Consider the following 18,413-nt stretch of genomic DNA (forward strand, 5'->3'; position numbering starts at 1 on the left):
TTCGCATTTTCTACAATTTATCGGCTACTATTAATTTAGGAAGTAACCGTGAAGGTAGGCAATGTCGAAAAAACTAAGCTCATCAACAATCTCATATCAAAATGGAATAATCTTCAGTCGACTCCATGGCGCTTTCAATGAAAAAAGTGCCGAAGAATATAGTGAAAGTCTGTTTAAATTAGTCGTAGGGCTTAATAAAAAGCCCTTTTCCCTTTTGGCGGACATCAGCCAAGTCGAGGGGGCGACTCCTGAGGCCTTCGACATACTCAAGCGTATTATAAAACGCCTCCCTGAAATGGGGTTAATAGCGAAAGCTTATGTCTATCGAGGACCTGTTATACGCGGAATAATGTTTCAGAGGATCCCCGAACTCAAAAATATGGATTATCTGTTTTTTACGGATATTGAAGATGCTTCTTCATGGTTGTCTTGCGAACATGAACGCAAATCAACTCTTCTTTCTGATGCGTACTAAGCCAGAAATAAGCTAATTGCACGCTCAACTATCTCATTTCTCAAATCTGGTTGGTGCAGTTAACCACTAACGGTAACTAAGCGCTTTGCTAAAGACGTTTAAAACAAAGCCCTAAGTTGTGAGAATTGCACTTTTTGCTAGCGTTAGTTTAATTGCTGGCAGATTGAATAAACATTGTGAGTAAATAACTGGTGTGCCTTTTGCGTCTTCTTTCCCGTATTAACGTATAGCTTATGTTAAAGCGCCATACTTTTTTACGCAGGAGCACCGTCAGTCGTGGATAGCACCCAACTTCTTGAAAATAAGCAAGTACTAGCAATAGCCGGATTAGTCGGTGTTGTTATTGTGCTTTTCATCATCAAGCGCCTTATATTGGTGCGCTTGAAAGCCAAGGCGCGTTCTGAAAGCAGCAGCATGTCTGATATTTACCGCGTGCTAGTTCTATCACTGAATGCCCCGCTGAACTTGCTTATTTGGGTTATCTTCCTGCAATTAGTTAAAAGCATTATTTCAGTTTTTCAGATAGAAGATGAGAGGGCTATTGAGGCGTTAACTATTGTTATTGAGGCAGGTCTTATAATTACCCTGTTTCTTTTTTTCGAGCGCTTTGTTACCTATTCCTTAAGTCGTTATCGCGACCAATCAACCATTGTGAAAAACACCAGCGCTATTGCTGGCGGTGCAGTAAGGGCTGTGTTTGCCGTACTCGCCATTTTAATTATCTTAAGCACAATGGGCGTATCCATAACGCCTATCGTCGCTTCTTTGGGTATTACTTCGCTTGCAGTCGCGCTAGCGCTTCAGCCCACGCTTGAAAATTTCTTTTCTGGCATTCAGTTAGTAATGGATAAGCCCATTCGTATTGGCGACTTTATTGAACTGGATTCGGGGGAGCAAGGGTTTGTTGAGAAAATAGGGTGGCGCTCTACGTGGGTTAGAATGCTGCCTAATAACATTGTAATCATGCCAAACAGTAAGCTTTCAAATTCCAAACTAATTAACTACTACTATCCCGAGCGCGAACTGTCGGTGCCCGTAGAAGTTGGCGTGCACTATAACTCTGATTTAGAGCACGTTGAAAAGGTTTGTTTAGACGTGGCCAATACTATTTTAAAAGAGCACGAGTACGGTGTTAAAACCTATCAACCCTTCGTCATTTTTCACACCTTTGATAATTCCAGCATTAACCTGACCATAATGCTGAGAACCCGTGAATACTTTAATCGCTTCTTCATTAAAAGTGCGTTTATAAAAATGCTGAAAAAGCGGTTTGATGAAGAGGGGATCGTAATACCCTTCCCAATTACCGCGCTCAATGTGGAGCAAGAAGGCGCGGCAAGTGTCTTGTCGTCAGCGCATGTGCACGAAAGGCAAAAAAACTGAAAAAAAGAGATGGCGTCAACGTGACGTTTTGTGAATTGCAAATTCGTTCCGTGTCATTTATCGGTGAGTATTAATAACTGCTGGGCATAAAAAAGCCACGTTTAAAAACGTGGCTTTAAAGCGGTTATGTCTTCTTACTGCTAGAGTATTAGAAAGTGTAGCGCGCTGATACACCTAGTAGGTCTACATCATCAGCGATGACATAAGTAGCGCCAAATGAAAACTGTGGCGTAAAGAAGTAGTCTGCGCCAACTTCAAAGGCAGTATCATCTTCTTCGATATCGATATAGCGAATTGCACCGCGAAGCTCAAATTGTTCTGAAAGCATTGAACGAATACCAGCAGTAATGCCATAGCCATTGTCGTCAGCTGCTGCAGAAGCGAAACCTGCATCCACATCAATATCTACATATTCGTAGGTTAACTCACCAAAGAAATCAGTTGTTGCAGTTAAACCATAGCGGTATCCAACACCTGCAGAAATGTAGTCTAGTTCGCCGTCAACGCCATATTCGTCTTCACTTAGCTGGCCATAGCGTCCTGTAAGGTACACGTTTTCGTTAAGCGATTTAAAACCTTGAATCTGAAAGCCTGTTGGCTCGAAGTCGCCTGCGTCTTCGATATCTGCTTGTACATACCCAGCTTTGATAAAGTCATAAGAAGGCGAAGCTGCGAAAGCATTTAAAGAAAGTGCGCCAAAGATACTGGCGAGAATAGTACGTTTCATTGTATCTAATATCCTTTTAACAATAATCACTTCCAACCACTTTGGAAGTTTCAACATTATGGGGATAGTTTTTAAAAATCAAATGGGAAAGGTGTCTAAGATTGCGAAGAGAGTATCATTTGGTCCAATTAACGGTGACTAAATACTGTTGTTGCATACGTGATTAGTGCTTTTTTAACGTTACGCAAATAATGATACTCGCTAAGCTCAATACGCAAGTCGCTAAGCTAAAAGCGACGGTAGGTTCTAACGTAAGTAGTGTTACCGCGTAAGCACCTATTGCCGCCCCTGTTAAATGGAAAAAACCAGTGAGGGCAGCTAAAAATCCCGCAGATGTTTTTGAGAAACCAAGCATAATTGTAACGCTGCAAGGCATGGCGATTCCGATAAAAAAGAACACCATGTAGCAATAAGCAAGAATGATGGGTAAATCATTGGCGAAACCACAGAAAACGATTAACCCAAAAAGTACGGAGAGCGCGGCAATAAACAAACTTGATTGCTTGAACTTTTGCAGAGGGGACAAAGACACCAAACGAATATTAAGTAAGCTCCCAACAACAAATGACAGCGTAGCCATCAGAGAGTATATGGAGAACAGCGTTTTAGTAAGCCCAAACTGCTGCATAACCATTGATGGCGCGCTTGTAATAAAGCAAAAGACCATGCCATATAAAAGCCCGCTTGCCATGCCTATAGAGACGATTTTTATTATTGTGCTTTTAATAAGAGCTAACGTATCGCTTAAGACATTCTCTGTGGCCGGCAGCATGTATTGAACTAGTTTATGATAAACGGAAGAAAGCAAAATTAAAGCTAAAAGGCCCAACACTAAAACGAAATAAAAAATAGCGGAAATACCGAAGTGCTCTCCAATTAACGTACCGACCAAAGGCGCGATTGATGGCGCGATAGCAAAGGCAATATTGATGAGGGAAAGTGAAGTGTTTAGTTCTTTTTCGTTAAAGATTTGACGCGATAAGCCTCGCGATACCGACACACCAACCCCACCACCTAGGCCTTGAACGACTCTGCCTATTAGAAAAGTCGCTTGATCGCTTGCGAGCGCCACCATAAGCGTACCTGCAATAAATACCAATATTCCAAAGAATAAGAATGTTTGCTTGTTTACATAGTCACACACTATGCCCGATGCTAACTGTGAAAGTGAGAACGCAACTAAAAACACCGCTACGCTTTGTTCGATTATGCTCACCAGACTGCCGTACACAATTGCTAAATCAAAAAAGAAGGGGCTATAGATGCTGGTAGAAACCTGACCTAGAATGGACAAAATAGTGAAGGTAACCGTTAGCGAGTAAAACGCATGGCGCGACATGGTGTGCTTCATCTAATAAGAAACCGCTAAATGGCTAAAGTAATAATAGCCAAAGACTACAGGTGAGGTATTACAGTTTTAATAAAGGGGCTTTTTGGGTTTGAGCAGAAGTGCACAGCAATTGGTATTAATTGGGGGGGGGGGATCAGTTGATGATGCTGGAGAAAGAATGGTGGCCCCACCCTGACTTGAACAGGGGACCTGCCGATTATGAGTCGGATGCTCTAACCAACTGAGCTATGGGGCCATATTAGATGCGCTGCGTCGATTTCATTGCAAATTGCTTTGCATAACAACCACAAGCGAGCGCAAGTATAAGCAGTTTTATTTGCCTTGTCACGTCTCGCTTGTGGCTTTGTGATTTGTTTGCTTTATTTTTGTTCACTCACCTATGAGTTGTGTATTGCTTTCTGCTGTCGAGCACGGCGTAACCGAACTCCAAAAGCAAGTACCAACATGCTCAATAAAGTGGTTGAACCACCCCCGCCAGAACTATTTGAACTATCCTCAACAGGTACACTTGCTACGCTCTCATTTACATTTACTGTAACGGTGTCTTCGGTACTAATGCCAAATTCGTCGGTTGCACTCAATGCAAACGTCAAATTACTTGCAGTAGCTGGGGCTGTGAAAGACATAGTCAGCGTGTCTGAATTTCTGATAGTGACCGTTTCGCCTGCGGTTTGTGTCCATTCTAGGCTTGTAAGTGCACCTTCAGGGTCTTGCGCGCTACCTGTTAGCTCAACGCTTGCTCTTACATCGGTTTCAACATCTGTTCCTGCGTTCACAACGGGGGCTTCGTTGCTCTCATCGTCTTTTATTGTAATGAGAGTTTCAACAACGCCGCCTAATATGTTGGCATCTTGTGCGGTAAGCACTAAACGGAACTGTTCATTTTCTTCTTCCACGCTGTCGTTAATCAGCGTTACTGTCACCGTCTTATCGGCAACATCGCCATCACTCCAAGTCAGCGTGCCGGTTGCAGTCGCGAAATCTTCATCGTTTATTGCAGTGTCGCTTTCCAGTGAATAATTTACGCTAACGCTGCCTTCACTTCCGCCTTGACGAACAATATTTAGGGTAAGCTCAGGATCGGTTTCCAGTACAGCACGTTCAGATACGCTCAATTCAACTTTTCCTTGTTGCGCTGTACCCAGTATTGTTACTTGCGTATAGCCGTTGCCTGAGGCGATACCGCCGCCTTGAGGGTTAAAAAGCCTGACAAAAAACAATTCGTCACTTTCTGTATCAGTATTAGTGCTAACACTTAATGCAATGTTCTTTGTTTCAGAATCATTTGCGCCCCAGGTAAGCTCGCCAGAAGTAAACAAAACATCATCGCTAAGGGCCGAGCCAGCTAATACCTCATAGGCCACCGACATGGCACTGTCGCCGCTTTTATTAACAGGAAGGTTGAATGTTGTACCGGCTTCTGTCTCATAATTATTCTGTGAAAACGCCGCAACAGTCGCCGCGGTAAGCGTATTGTCTTTTAAAACAAACAAACCACGCTGAATATCGCTAACTAAAATATTACCGCTAGGTAAAAATGGATAAACTCCCCAAGCACCATTGAAGTTTGTGCTGTTAAAAGCAGGGTAGGTGTCGAAGAAACCTACTTCTTCAGCTGCGGTAGGGTCGGAAATGTCTAGTACGGTTAAGCCACGTTCGTAATTCGACATGTAATAGCGGTTCCCTCTTACGTAGCCGTTGTGATCGATAGTGCCGTTGTCACTAGTCCAAATACCGGCCAGTACAGGCGCAGTCAGTGATGAAATATCAAAAATCATGACCCGGGTATTTAAGCTAAAGTTGCGCTCGTCCAGTTCATCGTGGACAAACGCGTATTGTTTATCTTCACTAAACCAGCCGCTGTGCGTATAGGCAACCTCGTTGTAGCTAGTATTACTTAGTTCTGACGTACTGTTAGTATTAGTATGGTCCCAAAGGCGCATTGAGTTTTCGTTGAAGTCGAGCATTACGGTACATCCTGATGCGTTGGCATTTACGCAATCAGTTTGAGCTCGTGCATCTGTGATATGCATTGAAGATGCGTCATGTGTGTAGTCTGCTCGGTCAAGTCCATTGGGTATATAAGAAGGTGTGGGTGCTTGAGGCGCGCTTAGCGCATAGGAGCGAAAAGCACCGCCATTACTATCTTGGCCCACCAAATGAAGTTGAGATGTCGCGCCTGTCAGTGGAGTATTTAGCGTGTAGTCTACGTTTGATATATAGATATTGTGTGCACGGTTGTCGTCGGTATTACGTCTAACTAGGCTAACGCGTTCAGGTAAGTTATTTAGGTCTATTATGCTAAACCCTTCAGTTACGCTGTCTGCACTGGCGTAGGCATAGGCCTTAAATCTGCCTGATGTACTATCAAAATACTGATAGACCTTGATGTCGCGCCACGTTGTGCTTTGCCCTGTGATTTCGCCTACTACTTTTGGAGACGTTGGCTCAGTTACATCCACTATAGCGATACTGGCCTGCATGCCAACAATGGCATACTCTCTTCGATTGTTTAAATCTACATGCCCCCAAATATCATTTGCGCCATTAGAAACTGACGAAAGCGCGGCAACTGGGACGTGAGAAAGTAAATCAATATTGCTACATGGATAATTTCCAGCCATTCCATTGTTACAGCTTTCATTTGCGCTTACCGTGGTGTTCAGCTCCATATGTTGTGCGGCTAATGAAGTAAGTGGGGAAGCGGCTTTACCGTCAACAATTGTGTCGAACCCTTTATCATAAAGAGGTTTTGATAAAAAGGCAGGTACGTTAAAAAGTAAGGTTTTGTGTAAAGCGGGTTTTTGCGCTTGAAAGTGATCGTTACGAGAAAACCCGCCAAGCACGGGTAGAAGACTGTCGTTTAGCACTTGTGCTTGCTGCGTGTTGTCGAAATAATACTGACCTTCAGCGACGAGAATTTTATCGCCTTTATTGGCCTGCCTCGCTGCGTATGTCAAGGTTTTGCAGGGTCTGAAACGGTTGTCACACTTTCCTGTGTCAATGCCGCTTTCGGCAACAAAGCGCGCTTTGTCGTGGTCGGTATGAGCGTGCACAGCTTGACTCACAATCGCTAAAAGCAGCACTATTGGCGTAATTTGCAATGCATTCATCTTGTCGTCCGAGCAAGTGTTAAAAATCGCTGGTTTGTTTAAAAAACTACCAGATAATTAAAGGAAGTACATAAATAAATGAAAATGCCTTTTCGCATGTGTGTCATGCCTTCGTTACTCTTGGCGGTTTTGGTATCGATAACTGGGTGTGATGTAGTAAGTTTCAAAGGACGGGAGCCCGGTGAGATCCCGTTTAAATTGGTTGGGGTAGATACTGGGGCTTGTCCCATGATTATGAGTATTGGGCAGCAGCGCTGGAATGTTGATTATTTTGGCTTTTACCTCAGTAAGCCTGAAGTACGTATTGATGGAAAGTGGCAGCGGGTAAAGTTTAAACAAACCCAATGGCAAACGCCGAATGAAGCGTTGTTAAAATTTCATAACAAGTGCAGCAACCCCGATGATGCTAATAGCAAAATTGTGCTGGATGTGTCTGAGGAGTTATTGAAATTATCAACGAATTTGCGTTTTACCATGGGACTTCCCTTCGACGTTAATCATGCTAATCCACTTACACAGCCTTCGCCATTAAATGACAGTTCAATGTTTTGGAGTTGGCAAAATGGGCATAAATTCTTGAGACTAGATGTGTCTAAAAGTGGCGAAGAAGCGCGAAAATGGTCTTATCATTTAGGCAGTGTTGGCTGTAACTCCGAATCTGCTGTTAGATCACCGGAAAAATCCTGTGCCTTCACCAATCGCGTCGAGTTTATTTTGCCGATGACCCAGCTTGATACGGATTTAGATTTAGAAGTCTCGGTGTCTAACATAGTAGCGCAAGTTGATTTAAACGAAGCAGCAAGCTGCATGTTTGAGTCTCCGGAAACAGAACCTTGTAAAAAACTTATTCAAAATCTTGTACATAGGCCTTGGATTAAGTGGCAGTAAAAGTGCTCCCTCGGCGTTTTAAAACGCGAGCCCCTAATACACGGGAAATGGTGTGTTCACTTTGCATTGTGGTAGGGGGAAGTGCGTGTTCGAAAGCACCCACCCCGTACGAGTGGAATCTGCCAAAGCATATACCTGCGCCAACGGTTCCTGCCGACAACCCAATGACAGTGGAAAGCGTTAAATTGGGGGGCAAGCTGTTTTTTGATACGGCATTAAGCTCGAACAACACGACATCATGTAGTAGCTGCCATGATCCTGAAAATGCCTTCGCAGAATCTAGAAAAGTGTCTGTAGGCGCACATGGCGAAGAACTCAACCGTAACGCGCTGGCGCTTATTAATGTGGCTTACAATGCTTCATTTACGTGGGCGCACAACAACTTAGACAGTATTGAAAAACAACTACTGATCCCGCTCTTTAACGAACACCCCGTGGAAATGGGCGTAACTGGCAATGAAGATGTCATTTTAACGCGCCTTGAGCAAGGCGATTACCCTGCACTATTTAAAGCCGCGTATGGTGACGCAACCCCTAGTGTGAACAACATTGTAAAAGCATTAGCGAGTTATGTAAGAAGCCTAGTGTCTTTTAATAGTGCGTTTGATGCTTATGCTTATCGACAAGAAGACAGCGCACTAACAGCGCAACAACTTGAGGGCCTAAACCTCTTTTTTTCTGAACGCACGGAGTGTTTTCACTGCCATGGAGGCGTGAACTTTACGCAGTCGTCTAAACATAGTTTTCAACCATTTGGTGCGCAACCATTCCATAATACAGGTTTGTACAACGAAGATGGTGCGGGCAGTTACCCGAAGACAGATATGGGGCTGTATAGTGTGACCTTTAACAAGCAGGACATGGGTAAGTTTAGAGCGCCTACCTTGCGAAATATTGCGCTCACGGCACCGTATATGCACGATGGGAGTATAGCCACCCTTGAAGACGTTATTGCGTTTTATGCCCGAGGTGGCAATGAAGCTGAAAGCCCCAACCCCTATCGTAGCCCATTTATTAAAGGCTTCAGTATTTCTGAAAAAGAAAGAGCAGCACTGGTGGCATTTTTACAAAGTTTAACTGACGAAGAGTTTATTGAAAAACACGATTCACGCAAAAATAAGTGATTTATTGCTCATTTTGTGTGTTTTATGTTTATACTTTGCACACAAATATCAACCAAATGCTTATGTGCTGTTTGTTAACATCGTGATAGACTCGACTATTACATTCTTTGTTAATAATTAAAAAAGCAGGTATGCGGTCGCGGAGATGAGAATGACTGAAAAACCGTTTATTACAAGTGGTCGAAACACCATCATTCATAAAATTAGAAAGTTAGATCTTTTGGTTATTAATGGCGATGAAAACCCGCCTATTATTGTAACCTATAAAGGCATTAAGCAATACGAAGGTAAAGTACCTGAGAATAAGCGCGATGCAAAAATGATGGATATGGAACTAGTCGATGTAACGACTAGCGATGTTTTCGGTGACGAAAAAACCTTAGTGTTCATTCAAACGCTAAATGGGAAAGAATATAAGATTGACTACTCGAAAATTGGTACGGGTATGTTTATCAAAATTCACCAAGATAGTATTTTCTAAAAATTCACTTACCTACCACAGGCAGTGATGTTTTTAGGTATCGGGGCTAGGCAATCTGGCCCCAGTTATCTGGTTTTAGCGAGTTAAAGCCGCCAATTAACCGTCCTTCACCTTTAATCTGTACATAACGTTTTTTAAAGATGTTGAACCGACAGATGTCAATTGGGGTTACCTCGGACGCGTTCACACCTCTAATGATCCCTGCTGTTTCTAGTCCTTCTGCGATAAGCTCCGAACAGAACCAACTACTGAAATCCTCTTGATTGTAACTAATGCTGCCAAAAAGCGGGTGCTCATCGATAGCGTCTACCGCAGAGCCGAAAAGCTGCAGAGCGTCGTAGGGCTTGCCTTCTTGCTCTTGCATAAAAGTAAAAAAATCACCTCTGTTTTGTTCGAATATGCTGCGCGATGTACGAGAGAGTGGTAGCCACCAAATATCCCCATCATAAGACGCCACGCGTTCACTCAGGCGATTCGTCATCACGCCTCGTTTGCCCTTATAATACGTAGCTTCCATAACTTGGTTATAGTAAAGAGCTGTTTTACTGTCTTGCATTTTGGTTTGCATGACAACTGCTACATGGGTAACGGCAGAGCGAGTAGTAAGTTTTGTCCAGCGGGAGAATAAGCTGTTTCCGCCAAACGCAATGATATCGCCGGGTTGCATATTCTCTCTTACAAGGTGATACCGTTGCTGCTCTAACATAGTTCTTCCTTGAATTGATGTTAATGGTGTACCGTGTTGTCACGTTTTTAATTTAGGCTAGCCTATACTTTAGCGGCTCTTTGCAATGTGGAACACCCCTGCTTTTCAAGAATGTTGCAAAGTATGTATTAAGCACGACTAATAACCGTTCAGACCGATAGTTAAACCTCGCCTTTTGTGTACTTATCGCAACGTCTCAAATAACCGTACTTTAACGTTTCTGTAGCGTAAATATCATAAACCTAACTTAGCTTATTGGTGCGGCGGCATGTAGAGGTCGTCACCGCGTTGCCTAATATTATCAGAGGAAATTGTTATGTTTACGTTACGCCGTGTTACCCAATTTGCTTTACTAGGAATGACCCTTTCTTTAACCGCTACAAACGCAAACGCTGGTTCTTACCCAAAAGAGCTAGAAGGTAGTTTAATTGCTGTATGCAAAGCAGTTAAAAGCGATAGCCGCTTAAAGTTGCACCGCGCTGTAAAGGCAACGGGTTTAAATATGAGAGATCTTCACGAAGGTCTGGTATGTAACGGACAAGATATGCTGACTTTTGCGACTACTCACAATGCGTCTGAAACCGCTCAGCATATTGCGCGTCGTATCAATGCAAGCCCGAGCATATTGACCGCTAAACGCTAATTTGAGTTTTTGCCCTGGACTTAGGGCTATGTGATGCATAGCCCCTTTTTTTCACCTTTCTTCAGCTATTTCTTTAAACCTCAGCGCAATTCGGCCTAGAAAGTTATAGCACCAAGTAAATTGCAAAGGGAGCGCAGATGATTTCATTAGTATTCTTACAATCTGCATCTAAGCAACAATCACTTTGCAAAATACTGAAGCAGCTAAACGTTTTTAGCCATGTTTTTGGAGCAGAGTCGGTCGGCCATTGTTTAGCTTTGGCTGAAAAGTACCCTCAAGCCATCGGTTTCTATTCGGTTTCAAAGTCGTGCCGTAATCTTGCTTCAAAGTACTGGATGGCGGTAGGCTGCAAGGATGAAGAAGCACTTCTCGCTTTTTCGTACAACGCCTCTGGTTTTATCACACCGCCTTTTAAAGAAGATCAGCTAATACGTGCAATCGGATACGTTAAAAGCCAATTCGACTGTTTTGAGCGTGATTTTCAATTCAACACAATGGTAGAAGGACTATGCAAACAGTACGGTGTATCTAAGCCCGCGTTATTGGCGACACTACGTCAACAGTTAAACAAAACCACTAAGCCTAATATGGTTGGTATTAGAACTGAGAACGGGTGGTGCTGCTTAAATCCCGCAGACATTAAATGGATAGAAGCTGCCGGCGATTATATGTGTGTCTACACGCTGTCTGAAAGCTATGTAGTTCGAACAACACTATGTGAACTGTTGAAACGACTTGGAGAGCAGCACTTTAAGCGCTGTAATCGTTCAGTTGCGGTAAATGCGAAATACGTTACACATTTAGAGCAAAGGCTTAATCAGCAAAGGGTCGTCATACAAGGTGGTGAGTCTTTCAAAATTACTCACAAATATTACTATCAGTTCTGGCAAGTCGAGCAACGCTAAGTACAAATAACACCACAAAATACCCATTTACAGCTCTATACGACCATGGTCCTGCTGGTGGTTGAACTTTCAAATCGCTACACTTGGTGTTTTATATCGTGTAATAAGGACAGATAGTGCGAGATGTAAGCAAGGCGATAGTGGGGGCTATAGTAGTTTTCGCTGCGTATTATCTTGGACTTTTCGCCGTCAGCGCTATGGACTTACCTATACCTGGCGCGCTTGTGGGGCTTTTTCTTCTGCTTGGTATACTTCTTACATTTCCAAAACTTGAAGCACAGACAGCGCGATTTGTTTCCTTCCCTTTAAAGCATATGTCTTTGTTTTTCGTTCCAGCTGTACTGGGCGTATCCATTTATTGGAACGATATTCAGGCTAATGCTTTAGCAATCTTTATTGCTATTTTTGTTACCACATCACTCAGTCTAGGTTTTACTGCTTGGTTTGCCCAGAAGCTATTTTCTAGCAAACTGGATAACAGCTCCGACGCTTCACAAAAAGGCGGGGGTTTTGAATGATTAATGCACTAAATCAGTCGCTTACCTTCAGCGGGGTATTATGGCTTTGCGTTTCTATTATGGGCTATATTATTGCGCTGTGGGTTAATAAAAAATGTAATGGTCATCCGGTTGCACACCCGATTATTTTTACCGCTGCTTTTGTTTCCTTAGGCCTTTATTTTTCCAATACCAGTGTTGTTGCGTATCAGCATGCTGCATCATTATTGCATTGGCTTTTAGGGCCTATAACGGTGGCGCTAGCATTGCCGATTTATCGACAATGGCAGAGATTGAAGCACTATGGGTGGAGGTTAATAGTCAGTATCGGCTTTGGGGGAATCATTGCGCCTATCACTGCATGGTTCACGCTGTTCGCGTTAGATGCACCTATGGCGCTACAAATGACGATGTTAGCCAAGTCAATCACCACACCTCTTGCAATGGAAGCAAGCACCCACATTGGCGGAATACCAGCTCTAGCAGCAGTTTTTGTTATAAGTACTGGCATAGTGGGAGCTATTGTAGCTACAGGTGTTTTCTCAGTATTTAATGTGTGGGAGCGACAGGCCCAAGGCATTGCGTTGGGTACCGTTGCACATGCAGTAGGAACGGCTAAGTCCATTCACATGGGAGAGGACGTCGCAGCTATGGCTACGCTTGGATTGTGCGTAAACGGCATATTCACAGCCCTGGCACTACCGGTATTTTTTAGTATTTTTGTTTGAACTTCGTGCTTTTAAGTTATCCACATATCACCGCTAAATAAGCGATAAGTTAATTGCCAAACACGCTGGCAATATTCCCCAAAAGTGCTATTTCTTAGTGAGGTGTTTCGTATCACCATATACAGGTTATCTGTTTAAAAAAGTCGATAAAGCAATACCGCTGGTTATATCCGAAGAAAAATCAATACTTCAGTTCACAGCGGTTGTGCCGATACAATTGAAATTGCTAGAAATTATCAGCGTTGGCTGGTTGTAAAAGCTAGGTGGTAAAAGAACTTAATGTTTTCAGTACTCGTATGTGACGACTCGTTAGTTGCACGCAAGCAAGTGGCTAAATGCCTCCCACAAGACTGGGACGTGGCCGTACACTTTGCAAAAAATGGCCAAGATGCTCTGACTGCGCTTGCCGATGGCAAAGGCGATCTTTTACTTTTAGATTTGAATATGCCAGTGCTTGACGGGTACGGCACTTTAGAGGCTATTCAACAGCGTGGTCTTAAAACAAAGGTTATTGTTGTGTCTGGTGATATTCAGCCGGAAGCGCATGAGAGAGTAACGTCACTTGGTGCGTTAGACTTTATCCGAAAGCCTGTTGACCCGGCTAAACTTGCCGAGGTTCTTGATAAATACAATATTCTTCACGTCGAAGAAGAAGCGCAAGAGGAGGTGACACCGCTTCACCCTGATATTCGCGATTGTTACCAAGAAATAACCAATATTGCCATGGGGCAAGCGGGCGACCATCTTGCCCGCACCATGGATGTTTTTGTAGAACTCCCCATTCCTAACGTAAACCTTATTGAAGTCTCTGAACTCCACATGATGCTTTCTGACATTGAAAGTCATGAACAAGTCACCGCCGTTTGCCAAGGTTTTTTAGGGCCAGGTGTTAGCGGTGAAGCTCTGTGTATTTTGAGCGATTCAAGCTTTGACGATGTGGCCAAAATTCTCAATGTGGAAGGCGAAGTTGACGACCAATTACAGTTAGAGCTTCTCATGGATGCGGCAAGTATTCTGATTGGAACCTGTTTAACAGGGTTAGCTAACCAAATGGATATTAACTTTAGTCAGGGGCATCCCATTGTGCTTGGTCAGCACCGTGCCATCACTGAAATTATCAGTATGAACCAAATTAAATGGAAGCGTACGCTGGCGATAGAGCTTAGCTATGGTCTTGAAGGTTACAATGTTCAGTGTGATTTAGTTTTGTTGTTTACGGAAGAGTCTATGAAAATGATGAATTCCAAGCTCGCACACTTGTTGGAGGATTTCTGATGAGCCAGCATTTAGATGAGTTACAAGAATTTCATTGGATGATGGACATGTTACAAACGGTAGATGTAGGTATTGTGGTTTTAGATCGCAATTTCACAGTGCAAGTGTGGAATGGCTTTATGGAAAGCCACAGTGGCCTTCTGCCAAGTGAAGTGAGAGACAAAACCTTATTTTCACTGTTTCCCACAATCAAACAAGACTGGTTTATGAAAAAAGCTAAACCTGTCTTCGACCTAAAAACGCGTGCTTTCATGACGTGGGAGCAGCGCCCTTATTTGTTCAAGTTTCCTAATTACCGGCCGATTACAGGTAGTGAGCCGTACATGTATCAAAATATCACGCTATCTCCACTTACGTCAGCAACGGGTAAGGTAGATTTTATAAGCATGATGATTTACGACATGACGGATGTTGCGGTTGGAAAAAAGCAGCTTGAGGCACTCCAGGTTACGATGTCCGAAGAGCAAGAGGCGCGATTAGTCGCTAATAGCGTGAAACGCACCTACTCATAACCGCTATATGTAAAGCAGCCTTTTTGTTAGGCACTTTGCGATTCTATCTACATCAAGTTTTTCTCGCACGGCGTCTTAAATACACGCTAGTAGTGCGACTGGAGTATGTATGCAAATAAGTATGCCCTCATTTTCAAGCTATCTCTCACACACCTTATTGCGCGGGTTAGTCATTCTTTGCGGCGCATTTGTTTTAGCTGCCTGTGGTGGCGGCGGAGGCGGCGATGGTGACGCAAGCGGTGGGGGATCGGGCAACGGTAACTTAGTTATAAATGCAGGCCTAGACGCCACTGTTACCGAAGGGGTAACCTATTCGCTGACTGCTGAGGTGAGTGGCGGCGATGGCACTTATACTTATAACTGGAGTGCGTCTCCTTCGTTAACCATTACTCATGACGACACGAGTTCTTCAGCAGCAAGTTTTGTGGCGCCGCTGGTTAATAGTGCCACTGAATATACGCTTACTGTTTCAGTTAACGACCAAAGCGGCAATACGGCAAGTGATTTTACTGTAATTACGGTCGCACCTGTGAACATTGCCCCGGAAGCGAGTATAGAAGTGCCTGCATGGGACGATTTGCCGGCCAATACATTCCCCGGGGGAGTCGAAATTGTTTTCGACGGAACCGGAAGCAGTGACGCTGATTCAACGTCAACAGCTGGGGAAATAGCTGATTACGTGTGGACTCAAACCAGCGGCACCAACGTGATAACTGGCGTGGAGACAAACCTTTCTACTTTGACTATCGTAACGCCCATTGCCAATGATGCACAGCAGCTTACGTTTCAGTTGGAAGTAACCGACAGTGAAGGGGCAACTGATACAGATTCCGTTACCATCTCTGTGCAATCGGAGACTGAAACACTGCCAGTTGTTGATGCTGGGTTTTCGCAGGGTGTTTTTAGTGGCGAAGTGGTTATTTTAGATGGCGAGGCCACGACGAGTATACCCAGTGCTCTACCACTTACCTACTCTTGGGAGCGCAGTAACAACGTTACGTCCAATAGTGGGGCAAACACAGGAGCCGCAGTTCGCCCAGTAGATGACAGCGATGCACTATCCACATTTGCCATAGCACCTTCGGTACCTTCTTCTACTGTTGTGGCCTATACCCTCACTGTGACTGATGCCAACGGCAACAGCGTTGAAGACACAATCAATGTACGAATACGTCCAATGCCCACGCCACTGTTGAACGATACCGGCTTTTTACAACAAGCTACCAATAACGCGTTAACCGAGGCGCAGCAAAACGACTTTCCTGGGCAGGACGGGCAGCGTGGCGCTGATATTATTGAGCAAAATGGCTTAATAGAAAAGGCTGGACGTGGTAAAGCTGGCTTCGACTTTACCCGTTTAAATGCCAATGGTGACGAACAAGATGCCAGCGCAGATACGTGGTCGTGCGTTCGTGATAATGTGACCGGATTGGTGTGGGAAGTTAAAACTGACGATGGTGCATTTCAAGATAAAGACTACACCTATTCTTGGTACAGCGAAGAGGTAAATGGTGGTTTTGAGGGCGACCAGACAGGCGTGAATGCAACGTGCTTACTGACCAACTGTAATACGTCAGCCTATGTTGAAGCAGTCAATACCCAAGGCTTGTGCGGCTTTTACGATTGGCGGTTACCCACTCACCATGAACTCTTTTCGTTAATGCATTTAGGCATTGCCGACGATGTAGCCATTGATGAAGATTATTTCCCTAACACAGGTGCAGTTTCTACCGAGCCACTATGGTATTGGACATCGGTACCGAGTGCCGATGGGGTTAACAGTGATGATGCACAAAATGCATGGGCGTTGGATTTCGATTCAGGTGTCGATAACTTTCTTAATAAGTCGACAGCTGCGCGTGTTCGTCTTGTAAGAGCGGGGAGATAGTCATGAACAATACAGTTAATAAACCTGTTCTAAACGCCTTGAAAAATGCAGTACTCATTTCACTTAAAATGGTTGCGGCCTCAGCGTTGTTCGCAAGTGCATCGTTTTCAGCTTACGCTCAAGAGTGCTTGTCTGATGGACTAGAAACCACGCCCAACGATAATTTTGAAGCAGTGACTACCAGTACTTTGTTGGATACCACTACAGATTTAGTCTGGAGACGATGTTCCGAAGGACAAACCTGGGATGGCTCGACGTGTAGCGGTGAAGCGGTGAAATATACATGGCAGCAGGCGCTACAACTTGCACAGCAGGCGAGTAACGAAGACCTGCTAGGATGGCGCTTGCCCAACGTTAAAGAGTTGGCCACCTTAGCGGAACGCGACTGCGTACGCCCGGCGATTAATAGCTCGCTTTTCCCAGCTACGCCTCCGGATGATTTTTGGACCTCTACCCCTTCAGCGGACGATCCAGACCGAGCATGGGTTGTTGCGTTCTTTAACGCTAGCCATTCCATTAAAGAAAAAGACCGATTCATATATGTACGTTTGGTGCGCACTTATACCGATGAATAGGTGTAGGTAAAAATTCACATCCTTTCTAATTAGCCTTTCGTCTAATATCCGACGCTTAGACTTTTTATCACCAAAGCACGCTCTATAATGCGTGCTTTGTTGTTTTAGGTCTGAACGTTAAAGATACAGATATTTATCGTTCTCATTAATGATCCATTTACGTGTTGCATAAATTGATCATCTCGACATGTTCAACCTGATTTTTAGCACGTTAGACTCATGATGGCTTTTTATTTCTTAGTAAGCTAGCCACAATGATGGTATGAAAATGATATCGCGCCTTAAGGCTTTTCTCTTCACAATTTGTTTATTCGCTGGACTTTGTACATCGGCGCAAGCTGAATATACGTGCAACATCGATTTTGCCTACGGTATTGCCGTAAATAATGCGCAGCTTCGTGTAATGGATAAAACCCGCACCGTAGTTCAGATTAACGACCAAAACCAGCTGTTTGTAGGCGGACGTTGGCAAACCTTAAGCGAACAAGAACGGCAGTGGCTAAAAGAGTATTCTTCAGGGTTGCACTATGTAGTACCAAAAATGATTATTTTGGCTACCGAAGGTGTCGACTTGGCGATTGGCACTATTGAACACGTGTATTTAGGTTTAGTTGGCAGCGACCACGACAGCTATGAGCGTTTGAATGCTGCTATGAAGCGTGTTCAAAACCGCGTGAAAGATAAATTCAGGCACGCCAGTAACCACTATTTCATTGGCCCCGGATCGCTGGAAAGCGTTGATGAATTCGTTGATAGCGAAATTGAAGCGCAGCTTGAAGAAGCTATTTCGACCTCTGTTGGCGGCATACTATCGGCGATAAGTGGCATAAACACTGGAAGCGGCGAGGTAAACCAAGAGAAAGTAGCAGAAATTACTCGTCAGCTAAATAACGTGGGCGAGGGGTTAGATGTGGGAGACAAGGCCACAACTTTGCGTAAAAAAGCAGAGTGGTTTTGTGAAAAGCTTAAACGTTTAGACGTAGCAGAAGAAAATCTTCGAGCAAATGTACCTGCTTTTGAACCATACAATATTATTACGCTTCACGATAAAAGCGATGATTAAGTATTGATGAAGAAGGGTTGACGTAAGGTCGATTACAGACTGAGTAAAATAAAAAGCCTGCGAGAGCAGGCTTTTTCGA

18 protein-coding genes and 1 tRNA gene are annotated in these 18,413 nt (G+C 43.9%); 14 read left to right on the top strand and 5 right to left on the bottom strand.

The window, feature by feature from the left end; genetic code table 11:
* The first annotated feature begins 61 nt into the window (after nucleotides 1–61).
* The gene (locus ACXAGV_RS10215; protein WP_474873158.1) at nucleotides 62–475 is read left to right on the top strand and encodes a hypothetical protein; all 414 of its coding nucleotides are present in this window, start codon (nucleotides 62–64) and stop codon (nucleotides 473–475) included.
* A 276-nt stretch (nucleotides 476–751) separates the two neighbouring features.
* Nucleotides 752–1,858 (top strand): mechanosensitive ion channel family protein, encoded by a 1,107-nt coding sequence (locus ACXAGV_RS10220; RefSeq protein WP_474873159.1) that lies wholly within the window; start codon nucleotides 752–754, stop codon nucleotides 1,856–1,858.
* 148 nt (nucleotides 1,859–2,006) lie between these two features.
* Here ACXAGV_RS10220 and ACXAGV_RS10225 read toward each other — a convergent pair whose 3' ends face one another.
* From ACXAGV_RS10225 to ACXAGV_RS10240, 4 genes are all read right to left on the bottom strand, one after another.
* On the bottom strand, nucleotides 2,007–2,585 hold the full coding sequence (locus tag ACXAGV_RS10225) for an outer membrane beta-barrel protein (RefSeq protein ID WP_474873160.1): 579 nt from the start codon (nucleotides 2,583–2,585) through the stop codon (nucleotides 2,007–2,009).
* 163 nt (nucleotides 2,586–2,748) lie between these two features.
* Nucleotides 2,749–3,936 carry an MFS transporter gene (locus ACXAGV_RS10230; RefSeq protein ID WP_474873161.1) on the bottom strand — a complete coding sequence of 396 codons (1,188 nt, stop codon included), beginning with the start codon at nucleotides 3,934–3,936 and terminating at the stop codon, nucleotides 2,749–2,751.
* Nucleotides 3,937–4,094: 158 nt separating this feature from the next.
* Nucleotides 4,095–4,171: transfer RNA gene (locus ACXAGV_RS10235), tRNA-Ile, on the bottom strand.
* 142 nt (nucleotides 4,172–4,313) lie between these two features.
* Nucleotides 4,314–7,049 carry a choice-of-anchor B family protein gene (locus ACXAGV_RS10240; protein ID WP_474873162.1) on the bottom strand — a complete coding sequence of 912 codons (2,736 nt, stop codon included), beginning with the start codon at nucleotides 7,047–7,049 and terminating at the stop codon, nucleotides 4,314–4,316.
* A gap of 78 nt (nucleotides 7,050–7,127) precedes the next feature.
* On the opposite strand from ACXAGV_RS10240, the gene ACXAGV_RS10245 reads away from it, so the two are divergent.
* From ACXAGV_RS10245 to ACXAGV_RS10255, 3 genes are all read left to right on the top strand, one after another.
* On the top strand, nucleotides 7,128–7,937 hold the full coding sequence (locus ACXAGV_RS10245) for an MbnP family copper-binding protein (RefSeq protein ID WP_474873163.1): 810 nt from the start codon (nucleotides 7,128–7,130) through the stop codon (nucleotides 7,935–7,937).
* A gap of 65 nt (nucleotides 7,938–8,002) precedes the next feature.
* Nucleotides 8,003–9,061 (top strand): MbnH family di-heme enzyme, encoded by a 1,059-nt coding sequence (locus ACXAGV_RS10250; RefSeq protein ID WP_474873256.1) that lies wholly within the window; start codon nucleotides 8,003–8,005, stop codon nucleotides 9,059–9,061.
* A 151-nt stretch (nucleotides 9,062–9,212) separates the two neighbouring features.
* The gene (locus ACXAGV_RS10255; protein WP_474808451.1) at nucleotides 9,213–9,542 is read left to right on the top strand and encodes a hypothetical protein; all 330 of its coding nucleotides are present in this window, start codon (nucleotides 9,213–9,215) and stop codon (nucleotides 9,540–9,542) included.
* A 46-nt stretch (nucleotides 9,543–9,588) separates the two neighbouring features.
* Here ACXAGV_RS10255 and ACXAGV_RS10260 read toward each other — a convergent pair whose 3' ends face one another.
* Nucleotides 9,589–10,248, bottom strand: a complete 660-nt coding sequence (locus ACXAGV_RS10260) for a hypothetical protein (RefSeq protein WP_474873164.1) — start codon at nucleotides 10,246–10,248, stop codon at nucleotides 9,589–9,591.
* A gap of 316 nt (nucleotides 10,249–10,564) precedes the next feature.
* Between ACXAGV_RS10260 and ACXAGV_RS10265 the strand changes: the two genes are divergently transcribed.
* The 9 genes from ACXAGV_RS10265 (at nucleotide 10,565) to ACXAGV_RS10305 (ending at nucleotide 18,334) form a co-directional block, all read left to right on the top strand.
* Nucleotides 10,565–10,891: a DUF3718 domain-containing protein gene (locus ACXAGV_RS10265; protein WP_474873165.1), complete on the top strand. Its 327-nt coding sequence runs from the start codon at nucleotides 10,565–10,567 to the stop codon at nucleotides 10,889–10,891.
* A gap of 137 nt (nucleotides 10,892–11,028) precedes the next feature.
* Nucleotides 11,029–11,796 (top strand): LytR/AlgR family response regulator transcription factor, encoded by a 768-nt coding sequence (locus ACXAGV_RS10270; RefSeq protein ID WP_474873166.1) that lies wholly within the window; start codon nucleotides 11,029–11,031, stop codon nucleotides 11,794–11,796.
* A gap of 116 nt (nucleotides 11,797–11,912) precedes the next feature.
* On the top strand, nucleotides 11,913–12,314 hold the full coding sequence (locus ACXAGV_RS10275) for a CidA/LrgA family protein (protein ID WP_474873167.1): 402 nt from the start codon (nucleotides 11,913–11,915) through the stop codon (nucleotides 12,312–12,314).
* A complete protein-coding gene (locus ACXAGV_RS10280; protein ID WP_474873168.1) occupies nucleotides 12,311–13,021 on the top strand; it encodes an LrgB family protein in 711 nt (236 codons plus the stop codon). The genes ACXAGV_RS10275 and ACXAGV_RS10280 overlap by 4 nt, the downstream gene beginning before the upstream one ends.
* A gap of 279 nt (nucleotides 13,022–13,300) precedes the next feature.
* Nucleotides 13,301–14,296 carry a response regulator gene (locus tag ACXAGV_RS10285; RefSeq protein ID WP_474873169.1) on the top strand — a complete coding sequence of 332 codons (996 nt, stop codon included), beginning with the start codon at nucleotides 13,301–13,303 and terminating at the stop codon, nucleotides 14,294–14,296.
* Entirely contained in the window at nucleotides 14,296–14,808 is a 513-nt protein-coding gene (locus ACXAGV_RS10290; protein WP_474873170.1) for a PAS domain-containing protein, read from the top strand. The genes ACXAGV_RS10285 and ACXAGV_RS10290 overlap by 1 nt, the downstream gene beginning before the upstream one ends.
* A gap of 109 nt (nucleotides 14,809–14,917) precedes the next feature.
* Entirely contained in the window at nucleotides 14,918–16,696 is a 1,779-nt protein-coding gene (locus tag ACXAGV_RS10295) for an Lcl C-terminal domain-containing protein (RefSeq protein ID WP_474873171.1), read from the top strand.
* Between the two features lie 2 nt (nucleotides 16,697–16,698).
* Nucleotides 16,699–17,271 carry an Lcl C-terminal domain-containing protein gene (locus tag ACXAGV_RS10300; protein WP_474873172.1) on the top strand — a complete coding sequence of 191 codons (573 nt, stop codon included), beginning with the start codon at nucleotides 16,699–16,701 and terminating at the stop codon, nucleotides 17,269–17,271.
* 268 nt (nucleotides 17,272–17,539) lie between these two features.
* Nucleotides 17,540–18,334, top strand: a complete 795-nt coding sequence (locus ACXAGV_RS10305) for a DUF2884 family protein (RefSeq protein WP_474873173.1) — start codon at nucleotides 17,540–17,542, stop codon at nucleotides 18,332–18,334.
* Nucleotides 18,335–18,413: the final 79 nt, after the last annotated feature.

Source organism: Alteromonas sp. ABH4_453 (genome assembly GCF_056160665.1).

Coding starts and splice junctions, on each gene's coding strand:
- ACXAGV_RS10280 (WP_474873168.1), top strand. CDS start 12,311: ATGATTAATGCACTAAATCAGTCGCTTACCTTCAGCGGGGTATTATGG.
- ACXAGV_RS10270 (WP_474873166.1), top strand. CDS start 11,029: ATGATTTCATTAGTATTCTTACAATCTGCATCTAAGCAACAATCACTT.
- ACXAGV_RS10295 (WP_474873171.1), top strand. CDS start 14,918: ATGCAAATAAGTATGCCCTCATTTTCAAGCTATCTCTCACACACCTTA.
- ACXAGV_RS10230 (WP_474873161.1), bottom strand. CDS start 3,936: ATGAAGCACACCATGTCGCGCCATGCGTTTTACTCGCTAACGGTTACC.
- ACXAGV_RS10285 (WP_474873169.1), top strand. CDS start 13,301: ATGTTTTCAGTACTCGTATGTGACGACTCGTTAGTTGCACGCAAGCAA.
- ACXAGV_RS10305 (WP_474873173.1), top strand. CDS start 17,540: ATGATATCGCGCCTTAAGGCTTTTCTCTTCACAATTTGTTTATTCGCT.
- ACXAGV_RS10300 (WP_474873172.1), top strand. CDS start 16,699: ATGAACAATACAGTTAATAAACCTGTTCTAAACGCCTTGAAAAATGCA.
- ACXAGV_RS10240 (WP_474873162.1), bottom strand. CDS start 7,049: ATGAATGCATTGCAAATTACGCCAATAGTGCTGCTTTTAGCGATTGTG.
- ACXAGV_RS10245 (WP_474873163.1), top strand. CDS start 7,128: ATGAAAATGCCTTTTCGCATGTGTGTCATGCCTTCGTTACTCTTGGCG.
- ACXAGV_RS10215 (WP_474873158.1), top strand. CDS start 62: ATGTCGAAAAAACTAAGCTCATCAACAATCTCATATCAAAATGGAATA.
- ACXAGV_RS10290 (WP_474873170.1), top strand. CDS start 14,296: ATGAGCCAGCATTTAGATGAGTTACAAGAATTTCATTGGATGATGGAC.
- ACXAGV_RS10265 (WP_474873165.1), top strand. CDS start 10,565: ATGTTTACGTTACGCCGTGTTACCCAATTTGCTTTACTAGGAATGACC.
- ACXAGV_RS10255 (WP_474808451.1), top strand. CDS start 9,213: ATGACTGAAAAACCGTTTATTACAAGTGGTCGAAACACCATCATTCAT.
- ACXAGV_RS10225 (WP_474873160.1), bottom strand. CDS start 2,585: ATGAAACGTACTATTCTCGCCAGTATCTTTGGCGCACTTTCTTTAAAT.
- ACXAGV_RS10260 (WP_474873164.1), bottom strand. CDS start 10,248: ATGTTAGAGCAGCAACGGTATCACCTTGTAAGAGAGAATATGCAACCC.